General features: G+C 52.0%; 14 protein-coding genes. 3 read left to right on the top strand and 11 right to left on the bottom strand.

Going from position 1 to position 16456, the window contains the following annotated elements; all coding sequences use genetic code 11:
- Positions 1-203: 203 nt before the first annotated feature.
- The 7 genes from TERTU_RS18915 to urtA form a co-directional block, all read right to left on the bottom strand.
- Positions 204-557 (bottom strand): FmdB family zinc ribbon protein, encoded by a 354-nt coding sequence (locus tag TERTU_RS18915; RefSeq protein WP_015817120.1) that lies wholly within the window; start codon positions 555-557, stop codon positions 204-206.
- A 108-nt stretch (positions 558-665) separates the two neighbouring features.
- Entirely contained in the window at positions 666-1898 is a 1233-nt protein-coding gene (gene fmdA, locus TERTU_RS18910) for a formamidase (protein WP_015819785.1), read from the bottom strand.
- 154 nt (positions 1899-2052) lie between these two features.
- Positions 2053-2742 carry an urea ABC transporter ATP-binding subunit UrtE gene (gene urtE / locus TERTU_RS18905; RefSeq protein ID WP_015818152.1) on the bottom strand — a complete coding sequence of 230 codons (690 nt, stop codon included), beginning with the start codon at positions 2740-2742 and terminating at the stop codon, positions 2053-2055.
- Positions 2743-2756: 14 nt separating this feature from the next.
- On the bottom strand, positions 2757-3503 hold the full coding sequence (gene urtD, locus TERTU_RS18900) for an urea ABC transporter ATP-binding protein UrtD (RefSeq protein WP_015820537.1): 747 nt from the start codon (positions 3501-3503) through the stop codon (positions 2757-2759).
- Positions 3504-3514: 11 nt separating this feature from the next.
- Positions 3515-4657 carry an urea ABC transporter permease subunit UrtC gene (gene urtC / locus TERTU_RS18895; protein WP_015818898.1) on the bottom strand — a complete coding sequence of 381 codons (1143 nt, stop codon included), beginning with the start codon at positions 4655-4657 and terminating at the stop codon, positions 3515-3517.
- 16 nt (positions 4658-4673) lie between these two features.
- Entirely contained in the window at positions 4674-5600 is a 927-nt protein-coding gene (urtB, locus tag TERTU_RS18890; RefSeq protein ID WP_015816934.1) for an urea ABC transporter permease subunit UrtB, read from the bottom strand.
- 102 nt (positions 5601-5702) lie between these two features.
- The gene (gene urtA, locus TERTU_RS18885; RefSeq protein WP_015817963.1) at positions 5703-6965 is read right to left on the bottom strand and encodes an urea ABC transporter substrate-binding protein; all 1263 of its coding nucleotides are present in this window, start codon (positions 6963-6965) and stop codon (positions 5703-5705) included.
- Positions 6966-7304: 339 nt separating this feature from the next.
- Here urtA and TERTU_RS18880 point away from each other — a divergent pair, with 339 nt between their 5' ends.
- Together TERTU_RS18880 and TERTU_RS18875 are read left to right on the top strand one after the other, a co-directional pair.
- Positions 7305-10727 (top strand): ATP-binding protein, encoded by a 3423-nt coding sequence (locus TERTU_RS18880; protein ID WP_015819726.1) that lies wholly within the window; start codon positions 7305-7307, stop codon positions 10725-10727.
- Complete coding sequence (locus TERTU_RS18875) at positions 10727-11638, top strand: response regulator (RefSeq protein ID WP_015820908.1); 912 nt, start codon at positions 10727-10729, stop codon at positions 11636-11638. The genes TERTU_RS18880 and TERTU_RS18875 overlap by 1 nt, the downstream gene beginning before the upstream one ends.
- Here the strand turns inward: TERTU_RS18875 and TERTU_RS18870 are convergent.
- The 4 genes from TERTU_RS18870 to TERTU_RS18855 all read right to left on the bottom strand — a co-directional run bounded on the left by TERTU_RS18870 (position 11635) and on the right by TERTU_RS18855 (position 14647).
- Positions 11635-11922: a hypothetical protein gene (locus TERTU_RS18870; protein WP_015819164.1), complete on the bottom strand. Its 288-nt coding sequence runs from the start codon at positions 11920-11922 to the stop codon at positions 11635-11637. The genes TERTU_RS18875 and TERTU_RS18870 overlap by 4 nt on opposite strands.
- Before the next feature lie 68 nt (positions 11923-11990).
- Positions 11991-12362, bottom strand: a complete 372-nt coding sequence (locus tag TERTU_RS18865) for a VOC family protein (RefSeq protein ID WP_015820591.1) — start codon at positions 12360-12362, stop codon at positions 11991-11993.
- A 24-nt stretch (positions 12363-12386) separates the two neighbouring features.
- Positions 12387-13925: a YifB family Mg chelatase-like AAA ATPase gene (locus TERTU_RS18860; protein ID WP_015817753.1), complete on the bottom strand. Its 1539-nt coding sequence runs from the start codon at positions 13923-13925 to the stop codon at positions 12387-12389.
- 464 nt (positions 13926-14389) lie between these two features.
- Entirely contained in the window at positions 14390-14647 is a 258-nt protein-coding gene (locus TERTU_RS18855) for an accessory factor UbiK family protein (RefSeq protein ID WP_015817286.1), read from the bottom strand.
- Between the two features lie 215 nt (positions 14648-14862).
- Here TERTU_RS18855 and TERTU_RS18850 point away from each other — a divergent pair, with 215 nt between their 5' ends.
- Positions 14863-16155 carry a hypothetical protein gene (locus tag TERTU_RS18850; protein ID WP_015820280.1) on the top strand — a complete coding sequence of 431 codons (1293 nt, stop codon included), beginning with the start codon at positions 14863-14865 and terminating at the stop codon, positions 16153-16155.
- Positions 16156-16456 lie beyond the last annotated feature (301 nt).

The raw sequence follows: 16456 nt of genomic DNA, 5'->3' as shown, positions 1-16456 counted from the left end.
CAATTATGGTTCTGTAACTCAGGTTCTGAAATTCTGCTTGCGTAACTCTTGTTATGCAACTCTTGTTATGTAACTCTTGTTATGTAACTCTTTTTATGTAAAAAAAAGGGCGCTACAAAAATGGGGAGTATGCGCCCTGGTGCTTTACCAAAACTTATTGCTCGGTTTGAGCACAGAATGTGTTGCTCAAGTGGAAAATCGAATTAATGGCTGATCATCCAGGGGCGTGCAGAGGGAAACATTTTTTCTCCGCGCGCCGTGTACATGAGCTTGGATTTTCCGGGCTTATGCGAGCTACACCCGCACCCGTTCTTGTGGTGGTGGTCCTCCTCCCGCCGTTCTTTGGTTGAAAACTCCGGTTCATGCCGCGCTTTTTCATTTGTCATTTCCGCTTGCCGCTTGTGCGGGTCCATATTCAAAAACTCCGGCGGCAGCATAATTACGCGACCGCAAAGCTTGCCACAAGTGGGGCAAGCTGCCGGTTTGGATGCGTCTTCCATGGTGGCCAGTTCGTTGAATATACCGTGGTCCTGACATTTGTAATCGTAAACGGGCATGGTGTTTCTCTCTGTAATAAAGTGGGAATGGTGTAACCGGGCGTTTTCAAGAGCGTCCTGACATGCGTTTTTCAAGCGCTGGCCAGGAGGCTCCGCAATTGTTACAAATTAGGGTTTGTCTGGCGCCAGTGGTACGTCAATGGAGCCATCCAGTTCTTTGGTTGGGCCATCCTCGCCAGGTTGAATACTGAAATCGAAAATCTCCGTCGGCAGCCACAAGGTCGCACAGGCGTTGGGTATATCCACTACGCCGCTGATATGCCCCTGCACCGGCGCGGTCCCCAAAATTGCGTAGGCTTGCGCGCGCGAATAGCCGAATTTGGTGAGATACTCAATGGCATTGAGACAGGCCTGGCGATAGGCGATGTGTACATCCAGGTAATGCTGTTTGCCGTCTTCGTCTACCGAGATACCTTCAAAGATAAGGTAATCGTTGTAGGTTGGGGTAATCGGGCTGGGTTTGAAGATCGGGTTTTTAATGCCGTACTTTTTCATGCCGTCTTTAATCAGATTCACGCGCATGTGAATCCAGCCTGCCATCTCGATAGCACCGCAGAACGTAATTTCACCGTCGCCCTGGCTAAAGTGCAGATCGCCCACGCTCAGGCCGCCGTCTTTAACATAAACAGGGAAGTACACTTTCGAGCCGCGCGAGAGGTCTTTAATATCACAGTTACCACCGTGTTCGCGGGGCGGTACAGTACGCGCGGCTTCGGCCGCTGCGGTTTTAGCCGCGTCGGCATCCATTGCACCCATGTGGGCGGTGTCGGCATAAGGTAGCGTTGCCAGGGCGGGAATGCGGTCGGGTTCGGTGTCGTAAAGGGCTTTTTCGCGGGTGTTCCACTCTTCCAGCATTTCTTTCGAAGGCAGACAGCCGATTAAGCCTGGGTGCACAAGGCCGGCAAATTCAACGCCGGGTACGTGGCGGGATTTGGTGAACATACCGCTGATGTCCCAAATGGATTTCTGCGCTTCCGGAAAGTGATCCGTTAAAAAACCGCCGCCGTTGTTTTTGGAGAAAAAGCCGTTAAAACCCCATTCGCTATCGGAGAAAGTGCCGATATCGAGAATATCCACGACCAGCAGGTCGCCGGGTTCCGCGCCTTCAACTCCGACTGGGCCGGAAAGAAAATGCACCTGGCTAAGATCCACATCGCGCACGTCGGATGCATCGTCGTTATCTTTAATCTGGCCACCGGTCCAGTCATGGCATTCAATAATAAAGTCATCACCGGGCTTAACCATGGCGGCCATGGGAATGTCCGGATGCCAGCGGTTGTGTATTTTTTCGTTATCGTAAGGCGAAGAGTTTAAATCAACTTTAATGATGGTTTCTGTCATGGTGCGCTCCGAAGATTAGCGTGTTTACGGTTAAGCATCCCTGCGCATTCAGGAAAAACCCCGGCCTGAAATCTCCGCAACTTCCTGTCGCGGTGGGCAGAACTCTGCGCGCTTGCAAAGTGACAAACGCGCACTGTTTTTTCAATGGTAAAATTTAAACGGATAAATAAGCGGCCACTTGCTTTTCATCGACGGATTCGCGCAATTCCTCGCGCACAATCTGGCCTTTTTCAATAACAAGAATGCGGTCGGCAATATCCAATGCGAAACTCAGGACCTGTTCGGATACGATGATGGAAAGACCGATTTCATCGCGGATGCGTTTTAATGTGCGTGCCATATCGCGAATAATGGAAGGCTGAATACCCTCAGTCGGTTCATCCAGCAGCAATAAATCCGGCTTGCTGGCCAGCGCGCGGGCAATGGCGAGTTGCTGTTGCTGGCCGCCGGAGAGGTTGCCACCGCGGCGGTTTTTCATTTCTTTTAAAACCGGAAAAAGGTCGTACAAATTTTCCGGAATGGTTTTTTCTTTTACGGTGGTTAAACCGGTTTCGATATTCTCTTTCACCGTCATGGTAGAAAAAATCATTCGGCCCTGGGGTACAAATGCGACCCCGGCTTTTACCCGCTCGTAGCTTTTCATTCCGGCGATATTGGTATCACCCAGAGTAACTTCGCCGCTACGGCTGGGAATCATGCCGATCAGCGAGCGCATCAAGGTGGTTTTTCCCATCCCGTTGCGCCCGAGAATGGCGACGATTTCGTTTTTATTGACGTTGAAGTTCATGTCGTTGATGACTTCACTTTGGCCATAGGCCACGCTGTAATTGGAAACGGCAAACATGGTTTCTTCTCCGCTTAATGACCTAGGTATACTTCAACCACTTTCGGGTCATTTTTAACCCGCTCCATGGAGCCTTCCGACAGTACTTTGCCCTGGTGCAGCACCGTTACCCGGTGCGCGATGTCTTCCACAAATTGCATGTCGTGTTCAATAACAATCACTGAGCGCCCTTGCGTAATACGGTTGAGTAATTCGGCAGTTTTTTTACGCTCGGCGACAGACATCCCGGCGACGGGTTCGTCGAGCATCAGCAAATCCGGCTTTTGAATCAGCAGCATGCCGATTTCCAGCCACTGCTTTTGGCCGTGACTCAGCAGTCCTGCGGTTTTATTTAAATCCTCAGAAAGGAAAATAGTCTCGGCGACTTCTTCTACCGCGGCGATCACTTCTGCATCGCGCTTAAATGCCAGGGCACCGAATACACCGTGACCACGCGGAAACGAAATTTCCAGGTTTTCAAAAACTGTCAGATCTTCGTAAATAGAGGGGTTCTGAAATTTGCGGCCAATTCCTGCGTGTACGATGGCGTGCTCCGACATCTTGGTCAGTTCTTTACCGCGGAATTTAATCGAGCCATCGGTTGCCTGAGTTTTGCCGCAAATTAAATCCAGCACGGTGGTTTTGCCTGCGCCGTTAGGCCCGATAATTACCCGAATTTCATCTTCTTCCACATAAAACGAAAGATCGTTTACCGCTTTGAATCCGTCGAATGAGACCGTGAGCCCTTCTACGGCCAGCACGAAATCTTTTTTATCAACCATGGTCAGGCTCCTCAGTCTGCGGTTACGGGTGAATTGCTATTGGTGCTCTCGCGCTGACTAAGCAACTTGAAAAGCGCTTTATCGACCCAGGGCTTGGCGTGAGTTTGGTACAGGCCCGCTAGGCCGGAGGGGAAGGCCATTACTACACCGATAAACAGCGCGCCCATGGCAAACAGCCACAGTTCCGGGAAGGATTCGGAAAAGGTCGTTTTGGCCCAGTTGATTAACAATGTGCCGTAGACCGCGCCGATAATGGACATGCGACCGCCCACGGCACAGAAAATAACAAGCTCAATTGAAGGTACGATGCCGACAAAAGACGGCGACATAAAACCCACTTGCAGGGTAAACATAGCGCCGCCAATTGCGGAGAATGCCGCCCCCATACAAAACACAAACGTTTTGAAGTTGGATACGTCGTAGCCGGAAAAGCGAACCCGATCTTCGCGCTCGCGCATTGCTAATAAAATGCGGCCGAGCTTGCTTTTGCGAACAAATTGCGCGAACAGCAGGCAAGCGAATAACAAAATACCATTCACAAAATACAATACGTATTTGGCCGAATCGGTGCGAATATCCCAGCCGAGCAGTGTACGTAAATCGGTAATGCCATTGACGCCGCCGGTGTAACCTTGCTGGCCAATTATCAGAATGGTCAGAATGGATGCAATGGCCTGGGTAATAATCGCGAAGTAAACACCGCCCACGCGACGCTTAAACATGGCCACGCCGATTATGTAGGCAAATATCGTGGGCACCACTAAAACCGCGATAATAGTAAACGGCAGGCTGTGGAAGGGTTCCCAAAACCACGGCAGTTCGGTGAGCTGATTCCAGTCCATAAAATCGGGAATGCCTGGTGTGGACTGAATTTTTGTTGCTTCAGGGGTTGATGCTTCCAATTTAAGAAACATCGCCATGCAGTAACCACCAAGCCCAAAAAATACACCTTGGCCAAGGCTGAGAATACCGCCGTAACCCCAGCAGAGTACCAGGCCAACTGCAACGAAGGCGTAGGTGAGGTATTTGCCTATTAAATTGAGACGGAAAATATCGGTGCACAGAGGCATCACGATAAAAATAACCACCGCCAGTACCACAAAGCTGATTAGATCCTGACGGGGCATAAATGCGCGAAGCGTAGTTTTCGACATAAAGCGTGGCCTCCGATTAATGACGAATTTTGAGTGCGAACAAACCTTGCGGGCGCAGCATCAAAATACCGACTACAACAAGCAGGGTAAGAACTTTGGCCATGGAGCCGGAGAGGAAAAATTCCATCGTCGATTGCGCTTGGGAAATAGTGAACGCCGACGCAATGGTGCCGAGCAGGCTTTGCGCACCGCCAAATACCACCACCAGGAAGGTATCCACAATATAAAGCTGGCCTGCGGTCGGGCCGGTTGAACCAATCATGGTAAATGCGCTTCCGGCAACACCGGCAATGGCGCATCCAAGGGCAAACGTCATGCGGTCGCTTTTTTCGGTGTTAATGCCCACCGCGCCTGCCATGGGACGGTTTTGCACAACTGCGCGAACCTGGCCGCCCCAGCGGGATTTAAACATCAATAGATAAACGGATACGGAAATAACAATAGTGAGCCCCATAACAAAAAGACCGTTAATGGGAATATCGATGGTGTCGGTCATTGGAATGGAACCCATCAGCCAGTCTGGCAGCGAAACGCCAACCTCACGGGCGCCGAACACGGTGCGATACAGCTGTTGCATAATCAGGCTCAAGCCCCAGGTTGCGAGCAGGGTGTCCAGCGGTCGCTTGTAGAGGTGGCGAATCATTGCCCATTCCACAAATGCACCGAGTGCACCGGCGGTAAAAAATGCAGCGATCATCGCGATAAAAAAGTAGATCCCGAACAGGGCAGGCATATATTCAGAAAATAAATTGGATATAAGGTAGGTGACATATGCACCCAAAATCATAAATTCGCCATGGGCCATATTAATAACGCCCATCTGGCCAAAAATAATGGCGAGGCCCAATGCCATTAAGACGAACACCGAAAACAAAATGAGTCCGGCGAACCCCTGCATGGCAAAGATGGAGACTAATTCTGCTGTTGAGTAGTCAGAGAACATATTGTTTCCTCTTGCGCGATTCCGGTTTCCTGAGTTCGCCGAGAAAGCCGGTAAAAAATATCTGGAAGGCAATTGGGGCTGTTGCCAGCCCCGAAAAGAAAGTTACTGGTAACCTTTGGGGAAGGGATCTGGTTCCATCAGTTCTTTGGTCTCGTAAACAACATCGTACTGACCATCTTTTTTGGCGTGGCCGACACGGGTTTTTGACCACAGGTGATGGTTCTCGTGAATACGCACATAACCTTCAGGTGCAGTTGTCAGCTCGATACCGGGCGATGCTTCGCGTACCTTATCGATATCGAATGAGCCCGCTTTTTCAACCGCCGCTTTCCACAACCAGGGGCCCAGATAAGCCGCTTGCGTTACGTCGCCGATAACAATGTCTTCGCCGTATTTTGCTTTAAACGCTTTCACAAAGGCTTTGTTGTTGGGGTTGTCCAGGCTTTGGAAATATTTCATCGCCGCGTAGGCGCCCTCGATATTCTCGCCGCCAATACCGCGGATTTCGTCTTCGGTTACAGAAATAGTGAGCAGCAGGGGTTTTTCTTTGGTGAGATCGATACCTGCGGCTTTAAGTTGCTTGTAGAAAGCCACGTTAGAACCACCAACAACAATTCCGTAGATAACGTCTGGCTTTTTCAATTTGATTTTGTTGATAACCGAGTTGAACTGTGTGTGGCCCAATGGGTAGTACTCTTCGCCCACCACTTTTAAGCCTTTTTTCTCGATATGCTTACGCGCAATTTTGTTGGAAGTACGGGGCCAGATGTAATCGGAGCCAAGCAGGAAGAAGCTCTTCGCACCTTTCTCTTTTACTACCCAGTCGATACCCGCAAGAATTTGCTGGGTTGCTTCCTGGCCGGTGTAAATAACGTTGGGTGACTGTTCCAATCCTTCATAGAAGGTCGGGTAGTACAGCATGCCGTTGTATTGCTCGAATACGGGCAGTACCGCTTTGCGAGACGCGGAGGTCCAGCAGCCGAATACCGCCGCTACGTTGTCGTTCACCAGGAGCTTTTTCGATTTCTCGGCGAAGGTCGGCCAATCACTGGCACCGTCTTCCTGAATGTATTTTATTTTGCGGCCGAGGACACCGCCCATTGCGTTGATCTGCTCAATGGCAAGTTTTTCAGCCTGCACGGAGCCAGTCTCGCTGATCGCCATGGTGCCAGTAACCGAGTGCAGAATACCGACGGTGACTTCGTCGTCAGTTACCGCCAGGCCGGTGGTGTTAACGGCAGCCGTTTTAGGTGCGGCGTATGCCGCAGTGGCTAACATGACCGAGGCGCTGAGAGCAGCCGTGGCGCACAACAGTGCCCGCCGCGAGTAGCGGCCAAGAGCTTTGCTAAGGGGGACTTTTTTCATGGGGTTTCCTCGTTGTTGTATAGGTATGCGCTCGGGGGTGAACGCATGTGTGTAGCAACGGGAACCAGTATTGAAATTTTTACACTGTATGCCTATTCGCGTATATGCGCATGCGCCTACGTCATTTGACGCATAGGCGCAGCAGGCGGTGGAGTGCTATGGTCGCGCGACCGCGAGTGTTGCAGACAATTGCTTAACCCGCTGGTTTGGGTTCAGCTAGCCGTAGCTGGCGGTAGCTGGAACAGGTCGAGAGCGGGGTGAAGCCATGCAAGTGCGTACGCCGATGGCACGCAATCTAAAGAATGCAAAGAGCGCCAAATGGTGTACGATGATTAACCCATGACAGCCAAACAAGACATCTTCCGCATTCGACGCAACTACAACCAGTGGGTGAACAACCAGACTCTGGAAGACTATGCGTTGCGCTTTACCGCCAAGAGTGCGCGGCGCTGGCCACTGTTGCGGGTCGCCAACACCGCGTTGGGTGCGATCTCGTTTTTAGCCCTGGAAGCCATCGGCGGCACCATCACCCTCAATTACGGTTTCAGCAACGCTGCTACGGCCATCCTGCTGGTAGGGTTGATTATTCTGCTGGCGGGAATTCCCATTTGTTACTACGCCGCACGGGACGGCGTGGATATTGACCTGCTGACCCGGGGCGCGGGTTTTGGCTATATCGGTTCTACCGCGACTTCGCTGATTTATGCCTCGTTCACCTTTATTTTTTTCGCACTCGAAGCCGCGATTCTGGCGGTGGTATTGCAACTCTGGTTTGGACTCCCGCTGGCGATGGGGTACATCGTCTGCTCGCTGGTGGTGATTCCGATTGTGACCCACGGCATTACCTGGATCAGTCGTTTTCAGCTTTGGACACAACCACTCTGGGTGGTACTCCAACTGTTGCCCTTTGTTTTTTTGTTGGGCCATGAATTCGAACTGGTGCGCGCGTGGGTGCGTTTCGATGGGTTGCACAATGCGACGCCCGATATCGATGTGAGCCTGATTTATTTTGGCGCGGCGGCGGCGGTGCTGTTCTCGTTGATCGCGCAAATTGGCGAACAGGTGGATTACCTGCGATTCCTGCCGGAAAAAACTGCAGATAATCGCGTTCGCTGGTGGGCGGCAGTACTCACCGCAGGGCCCGGCTGGATCGTGCTGGGGGTGATAAAGGTGTTTGCCGGTTCGCTGTTGGCTTATCTGGCGTTCAGCCAGGGGGTGAGTGCCGACAAAGCCGCTGACCCGGCGCGCATGTATATGCTAGCGTTTTCCTACGTTGTGCAACAACCCGAGGCTGCGTTGGCTCTGGCGGGGATCTTTGTGATTGTGTCGCAGCTGAAAATTAATGTGACCAATGCCTACGCGGGGTCTATCGCCTGGTCCAATTTTTTTTCCCGCTTGACTCACAGTCACCCCGGCCGCGTGGTATGGCTGGTATTTAACGTAGCGATTGCGTTGCTGCTGATGGAACTGGGGGTATATCACGCGTTCGAGAAAACTCTGGGCGTTTACGCGATTGTGGCAGTGGCCTGGGTGGGCGCACTGGTGTCCGATCTGGTGGTGAACAAGCCGCTGGGGCTCAGCCCACCCAAAATAGAATTTCGCCGCGCCTATCTGCACGATATTAATCCGGTGGGTGTCGGCTCCATGGTAACGGCGTCCGTGGTCGGTATTTTCCTGTACCTGGGGATGCTCGGGGATATTGCCCGGGCACTCGCTCACTTTATTACACTGGCCACGGCATTCGCGCTTGCGCCGGCCATTGCCTGGCTCACTCGAGGTCGCTTTTATATTGCGCGTGAACCACATATTTTTGCGGTGGATGAGGCGGAAAGCGGTACCTGCTGTATTTGCCAGAACCACTACGAAGTGGAGGATATGGCGCACTGTCCGGCTTATGCCGGGCCGATCTGTTCGCTGTGCTGTTCGCTGGATTCCCGCTGCCAGGATTCCTGCAAGCCGGTGAAAAAAATTCCCGAAATGGCGATTGATTTGCTCGCGCATATATTGCCGAAGTCGGTAGCAGAACATCTCAATTCGCGGCTGGTACATTTTGCAGCATTGCTTATGGTGGTGGCGGCAATCACCGGGGTATTGCTCTCGCTCATTTATACAAACAGTCTTACGCCGCTGCCTGCCACTAATGCCTTGCTCTCGGCGATGTTGTGGAAAGTCTTTTTTATTCTGTTGATTATTGCAGGAGTCGTCGCCTGGCTGTTTGTGCTCGCCCACGAAAGCCGATTGGTTGCGCAGGAGGAGTCGCAGCGGCAGAACCGCTTGTTACAGGAAGAAATCACCGCGCACGAAGAAACCGACCGCAAGCTGCAGCAGGCCAAAGAAAAAGCTGAAGCGGCCAACAGCGCAAAAAGCCGTTATCTCACCGGTATTAGCCATGAACTGCGCTCGCCCTTAAACTCCATTCTTGGCTACGCCCAGTTGCTGGAGCACGACGAAGAGATCAGCGAAAACAAGCGTTACCAGCTCTCGGTTATTCGCAACAGCGGCGAGCATCTTTCCGACCTTATTGAAGGCCTGTTGGATATCTCAAAAATTGAATCCGGACGCCTGGATATTCACCGGGACCAGGTGCGTATTTCAGCGTTACTGGATCAGTTGGTATATATGTTTCGGTTGCAAGCGGAAGAAAAAGGACTGCGATTTGAATACCAGTGCCATTCGGTGTTAGCGGAATATGTCACCACTGATGAAAAACGCTTGCGTCAGATTTTAATTAATCTGTTATCCAATGCGGTGAAATTTACCGAGCGTGGCGGCGTGAGTTTTTCTGTGCGCTATCGCAGTCAGGTAGCGGAATTTTCAATTAAAGACACGGGCGTTGGTATTCCCGAGGATGAACTGGAACGTATTTTCCGTCCCTTTGAACGGGTACGTACGCCGGGGTCACCTCAGGTCAGTGGCACCGGGCTTGGACTAACGATAACCCGCCTGTTGGTGGATATTATGGGTGGTGACCTGGAAGTGGTGAACAACCCGGAAGGTGGTTGTACGTTTACGGTGTGGATGATGCTGTCGCAAGTGGTAACTCCGGTCTCAGTGCAGCCTTCCAGTCAACGGGTTTACGGTTATGAAGGTGAAAGGCGCACCGTTATGGTAGTGGATGACGATCCTTCGCACCGGGGTTTAATCAGCGACATGCTCGGGCCGCTGGGTTTTTACGTATTGGAAGCGCAAAGTGCGGCGGCCTGTTTGCACGCCTGCGATGAGCTGGTACCGGATTTATTCTTACTCGATATCTCGATGCCTGAAAGGGATGGGATTCAATTAGCCAGCGATCTGCGCGAGCGCGGTTACGATACACCGATAATGATGCTCTCCGCCGTGATTCGCGAAGACAACCAGCAACACACTATGGCGAATCTGTTGGAACATCCGTACGACGATTTTCTGGTGAAGCCGGTAAAGCTGCAGCGGCTGCTGGAAAAACTGCGCTTTCATCTGGATCTGGAATGGCAGTACCAGCCGTTGGCGAACACCCAACGCAGTAGCGAGCTGTTTACCCAGCGCCAGTTTACTGCGGCTGATATGCCGCCACAGACCATGATCGAAGAATTGTGTCAATTGGCGGAAATAGGCCATTTGAGCGGGTTAAAACAAAAAATAAGCGAAATAGAAGAGGGGCAGTTAGCAGGCGAAGCCTTCGTACAACAGATTAAGCAATTGATATTTCGTGTGCAGTTTAGCGTGATTATCGAGCTGCTGCGCGATGCAGGAAAACACAACGCGGTACGAGAGGCAAACGGATAATGGTGAGTGAACGCGCAGATGGTGAGCGCAGAGATTTAATTCTGGTGGTCGACGATTCACCGGAAACCGTCGGTATGCTGAACGATACGCTCGAGGCCGCCGGCATGACCACCCTGGTGGCCCTGGAGGGCAACCAGGCATTGAACATCGCCCGTCGCATGTTGCCCGATATTATTTTGTTGGATGCAGTAATGCCGGCAATGGACGGTTTTGAAGTGTGTCGCCAATTAAAAGCAGACCCGGAATTACGTGCTATTCCTGTTATTTTTATGACCGGACTGAAAGATACGGAAAACGTGGTGCGCGGGTTTGAAGTGGGCGGCGTGGATTATGTTACCAAGCCCATCGTTAACGGCGAATTAATTGCACGAATGCGGGTGCACCTTGCCAACGCGCGGCTCACACTCAGCGCGCAGACGGCGTTGGATACAGCAGGGCAGTGTATGTTCGCGGCAAACAATGCGGGTGAACTTATTTGGACAACGCCGCAAGTGAATCAATTACTGGAAGCCGCCAACCAAGGTGACTGGCTGCAAAAGCAGTTGCAAGTGGAAATTCGTACCTGGCTTGCCCATGGGCCAAATATCGGCATGGGTGTAAATCTGACAACACCAAACCGGTCCCTTCGTCTGGTGTACTTGGGCAACAGTGCGCCCAATGAAATTTTGATTCGCTTGATCGACAACGACAAGCCGGATGAAGCCTCGCGCTTGCGCGAACACTTGCCGCTGACCACCCGCGAGTCGGAAGTGCTATTGTGGCTCGCACGAGGTAAAACCAACCGCGAAATAGGCCAGATACTGGGAACCAGCCCGCGCACCATCAACAAACATCTGGAACAGATTTACAAAAAGCTGGAAGTGGAAAATCGCACGACTGCGGCGGCGAAGGCGTTGCAGTATCTCGCTTAATTCGAGTGCTTGTCGAGCTGTGCAGGCTTGAGAAATTTTACGTACACACACAGGCTGAACAGCGGCATATAGGTCGGCGAAGCGGTAAGCCCAAACGCCAGATGTCGAAAAGTATAGTTGCCACCCAACCCCAAAAATAACCCAATAAAAAAGAGCGGAACCGCAAGCCCGATGATGGCAACGGCGAATAACAGGCGCCGTCGTTTTTGCGGGTTATGGCTGCGGATAAAAATAAGCAGGTGCAGGCAAAGAACTGAAATAAAAAGGCTGAAATCGAGACTCACCTTAAAACCTGAAGACTGTGCAATCGCCGGTTTTAAACACTGCTCGTCGGTGTGCGCTGGCGATAAGGTTACACATGCTGATCGATAAGAATGCAGTTGCCGTCCGGGTCGGTCAAGCTGATGCTGGCACGCCCCACTGTGCCTTCCGGCACCTCTTTGTCGAGTGGAATCCCCGCTGTTTTGAGCGCATCCTGGATTTCGCGAATATCCATAAACGATTCCAGTGGATTTCCGTGTTGATCCCAGCCGGGGTTAAACGTGAGAATATTGCCGGAAAACATATTCTGAAACAGACCGATTAGATGGTCGCCATTTTTCATCACCAGCCAGTTCTGCGACTGCTCACCCGCGCAAACGGTGAACCCGAGGTTCTCGTAAAATGCTTTTGAGATTGCGATGTCTTTCACCGAAAGGCTAACCGAAAAAGTGCCGAGTTCCATCGTGTTCTCCTGCTTGTTATTGCCCTAGTACTCAGAGACCCCCAAGGGGCGTGGTTTCATTGGCTCCACATTTGCCCGGTCGAGATTGCGATAGCCGAGTGCTTCGGATACATGAACCGTACTGATCTTGTCGCATTCGTTCATATCGGCAATGGTACGCGCAACCCGCAGCACACGGTCGTATGCGCGTGCTGACAAATGTAAACGTTGCAGCGCGGTTGCCAGTAACTGCGCTTCCTGCTTGCCGAGATCGCAATAGCGGGCGAGTTCCTTGCCTTGCAATTCTGCGTTGGGTTTGCCCTGGCGCATAAGCTGGCGGGCGCGGGTACGCATTACCCGTTTGCGTATGGTGCAGCTGCTTTCACCTTCGGCTTTTTTCTGCAGTTCTTCCAGTGGAATACTGGCCACATGAATTTGCAAATCGATTCGATCCAGCAGTGGCCCGGAAATTTTATCCCGATAACGGGAAATTTGCTGCGGTGTACAGCGACAACGGCCGGTGCCGTCGTTCAGAAATCCGCAAGGACAGGGGTTCATCGCCGCGATTAACTGAAATCTTGCCGGAAACTCTACCTGGGCACTGGCGCGGGAGACACAAATCTTGCCGCTTTCCAATGGCTCTCTGAGAACTTCCAGCACCTGCCGGGGAAACTCAGGCAGCTCATCCAAAAACAACACACCCTTGTGGGAGAGCGAGATTTCGCCGGGGCGGGGGTGAGTGCCGCCGCCGACAAGGGCAACGCCAGACGACGTGTGGTGGGGAGAGCGAAATGGGCGCGCGAGCCAGTCACCGCCGCTGGTGTGGCTGGAGACCGATTTGATAGCGGCGACTTCCAGCGCTTCGTCGTCGTTGAGCGGGGGCATAATGGTGGGCAGGCGGGATGCCAGCATGGATTTACCGGTGCCGGGTGGCCCGTAAAACAGCAGATTGTGACCACCGCTGGCAGCGATTTCCAGTGCGCGTCTGGCTTGCGCCTGGCCTTTCACATCGGCCATATCGATGGGGTAAAACGCCTCGTGGGTGAGTGGCTTTTCGGGGGGGGTTAAGGGTTCACGTTGGTGAAGGTGTGCGCACACGCTCAATAAATTGGGCGCAATCAGTACATCGGTCTTCTTACTAAGTGCGGCTTCCGTTGCGTTTTCACTGGGCAGTACCAGGGTGCGATTCTCGTTGCCACAGGCGATGGCCACGGGGATGGCGCCACGGATGCGCCGTAAATCGCCACTGAGGGCAAGTTCGCCGATAAATTCGTAGTTCTCGAGTGTTTGATCGGGGATCTGGCCAGAGGCGGCGAGAATTCCGAGTGCGATGGCCAGATCGTAGCGGCCACCTTCTTTGGGCAGGTCTGCCGGCGCCAGATTGACCGTAATCCGCTGTTGGGGGAATTCAAAGTGACTGTTAAGGAGAGCGCTGCGCACGCGATCTTTGCTTTCCTTAACCGCCGCCTCCGGGAGGCCGACAATTGTAAAACCCGGCAAGCCGCCCGAAAGATGCGTTTCCACGGTGACCAATGGTGATTCAATACCCAGCTGTGCCCGGGTATATACGATAGCAAGTGACATAGGTCCGCACGTCCAAAGAATCTCACCATTGGCGAAAGAAACGCCAGTGGTTCGCGTGTTAATGGAAAACTAAACGGGTGTTTTAGTTGTGTTGGATCACGCAATATTAGGTAGGATTGCGCCGCCACGCTGTGAGATATTCACCTTGAGAAGGGAACCTAGTTACTATTTAATCGCGCGCCCTTGAAACACTGGCGCGAATGGGTGGATTGTCTGATAGTTCAAAGGCTTACATTACCCGGGCAATTACGTGCTTCCCTGCACCGCTTATCCACTTCGCAGTGTTTCATTGCCAGGTAAATAAGCATGCGCGCGCGGTCGGCGGTACGGTTAAGGGTGTGGCGGGCATTACAAGGGCATTTCAAGCCTTTGCTAGGTGGCCAGCGGTAGGACATACGAGCGCGTATACGGCCACCAGCGAGTGTTAAGGTGCTTGGTGCTTAAATTGCTGATAAAACAACCTGCTATTCTGGCTGCTGCGGCGCCTGTTGCGCGGTTTCCAGCTCCGCGATCTTCTTCTCCAGTAATTCCAGCTTCTCGCGTGTACGCAACAGCACCGCCTGTTGGGCATCGAATTCCTCTCGAGTGACCAGGTTCAGTTTGCGCAAGCCGCTTTCCAGGGCGGCGCGCACCTGTGAACTGGCGTTACTGTCGCTGGATGAAATTGCAGACACTTTATCGCTGATATCGTTGAAGAGCTGTTTTGCGATTTGATCGAACATCGTGGCCTCCTCGGCTGGTTTCGAGGTGAATTTTAGGGCGTTCGCCAGGGATTTCAATCGACAGTGTGGTTTTCTAGCGCTGCCAGGTTGTATTAGTCGATGCGGGCTTTGCCTCAGTGAGGCGATATAAAGGGGGCGGTAGAGGATTGGCGATCGCACATATAGCCGTTATAGTCGGCAGGCGAATCACAACATCTCCGCTCAGGGATTGATTAATGGATACCAACAATAATAAAACCGCAGACACCAAAAAATTGGACCCGAACAAAAAATACAGCGATATGCGGTGCTGGTTGGTTGGCCTGGTGATCGTCGGCGCGCTCTGTGCTTTCTCCATGATCTATATGGATAACATGGCAACCACCGATCCTTCCGCTCGGGAGCTGTATCAACTGCTCAAGGTTGTATTGCTGTCCACCCTGTTGTTTGCGGGCGTTTTCGCCGTGAGTTTTACCTCGCCGCCGACCACCTTCGCTATGCGAATTTTGTTCATAACTGCCTACGCATTTAGCCTTACGTCCATTTTCTTTCCGCTCGCTTTGATTATGTGGGTGGGCAAAGGCGAGGTGCAGCAGAAAATGATCTATAGCCCGGTGGGTATTGTTCACGCATGTGCGCTCGACATCAGCGGCAGCGGCAAATCCATTCCCGAAGAAATCCGCTGCCCGCAACAAAGTGCACCACAAGATACGACGGGGAATCAATGGGTTGTGCAATTAGGTGGAACGGTACAGCCGGTTGGCGACAGCCAGATACAGTTACTGCCCGCGATGATTACCGCTGCCGACGGGCGCGCTATTGTATTGAACCCGGCAAACATAGAACCAGAAAATCGAAAAATATGCACGCAACCTGCAACTGACGACGCCGATATGCGCGACTGTTATATTTACGACCCGCATATTGTGAAACGCAGGGGCGGTGAGTATCGCATAGCTACGCGCAACCTGATTCAGGACGAGCAAGGCAGCTACTGGCTGCGGGTGAGCCACGAGGACTACGGCGATGCAAAATTTATTGTGTACGGTGGAATCGTGGTACCACTCTATGTGCTGATCATCGCACAACTCGGCGGCATTATTGGGTTGATTCGCAGAGTGCCCGAGTTACAGCGGGAATACTGGGAAGGCCGACAGCAGATGATCAAAACCATTAACGACCCTACGGTAATCGACGAATGCCAAATCGGTTTCTCGATAGCCTACCGTATCCGCGGCTGTATTATCTTTCAGATTATGCAGGTGATCTCCGCACCGTTAATAGCGCTGGTCGCTTTCCATTTGTTTTCGCCATCCAGCACGCTTTCCTCCGTCGCCCTTGCATTTGTGTGTGGCTTCGCTTCCGAGGCCATACTCGTAAAAATTCGCGATATGAACGACTCCTTAATGAAATCGGTTTCTGGAAAACCGCAAGCGCCCGACACGGAATCTGGCGAGCCCAAGCCGAAAGAGCAAACGCCAGTGGAAACCACACCGGTGGAAGCTAAACCAATAGATACCAAAAAATAAACCTTTAAAGAATACTAAAAACGCCTCTCGATTGGGTGGCTGCGGCCGCCTAATCTGCGCGAATAAATCGTATTAACACCTGCCTCTTTTTTAACCGCCCTTTTATTACGTCCAAACCGAACCGTCTCCTCTGCAAAATTGTGTAAATTTGTAAATTTCGGCCTTGAAAACCACCGGCCTACTAATTTGCTATGGTTTAATTCGGCGCCAACCTCTCGCTAGCATTGTGAGGTTTAAAGAACTTGGTTTTCATCCGATTACCAGGCTATTGCGTGTTACATGAGCATTCATCCAGATATAA

It is taken from the genome of Teredinibacter turnerae T7901 (assembly GCF_000023025.1).
Lineage (GTDB): Bacteria > Pseudomonadota > Gammaproteobacteria > Pseudomonadales > Cellvibrionaceae > Teredinibacter > Teredinibacter turnerae_B.
The sequence above is the reverse complement of the archived record's forward strand: the minus strand, read 5'-3'. Positions and strand labels throughout refer to the sequence as shown.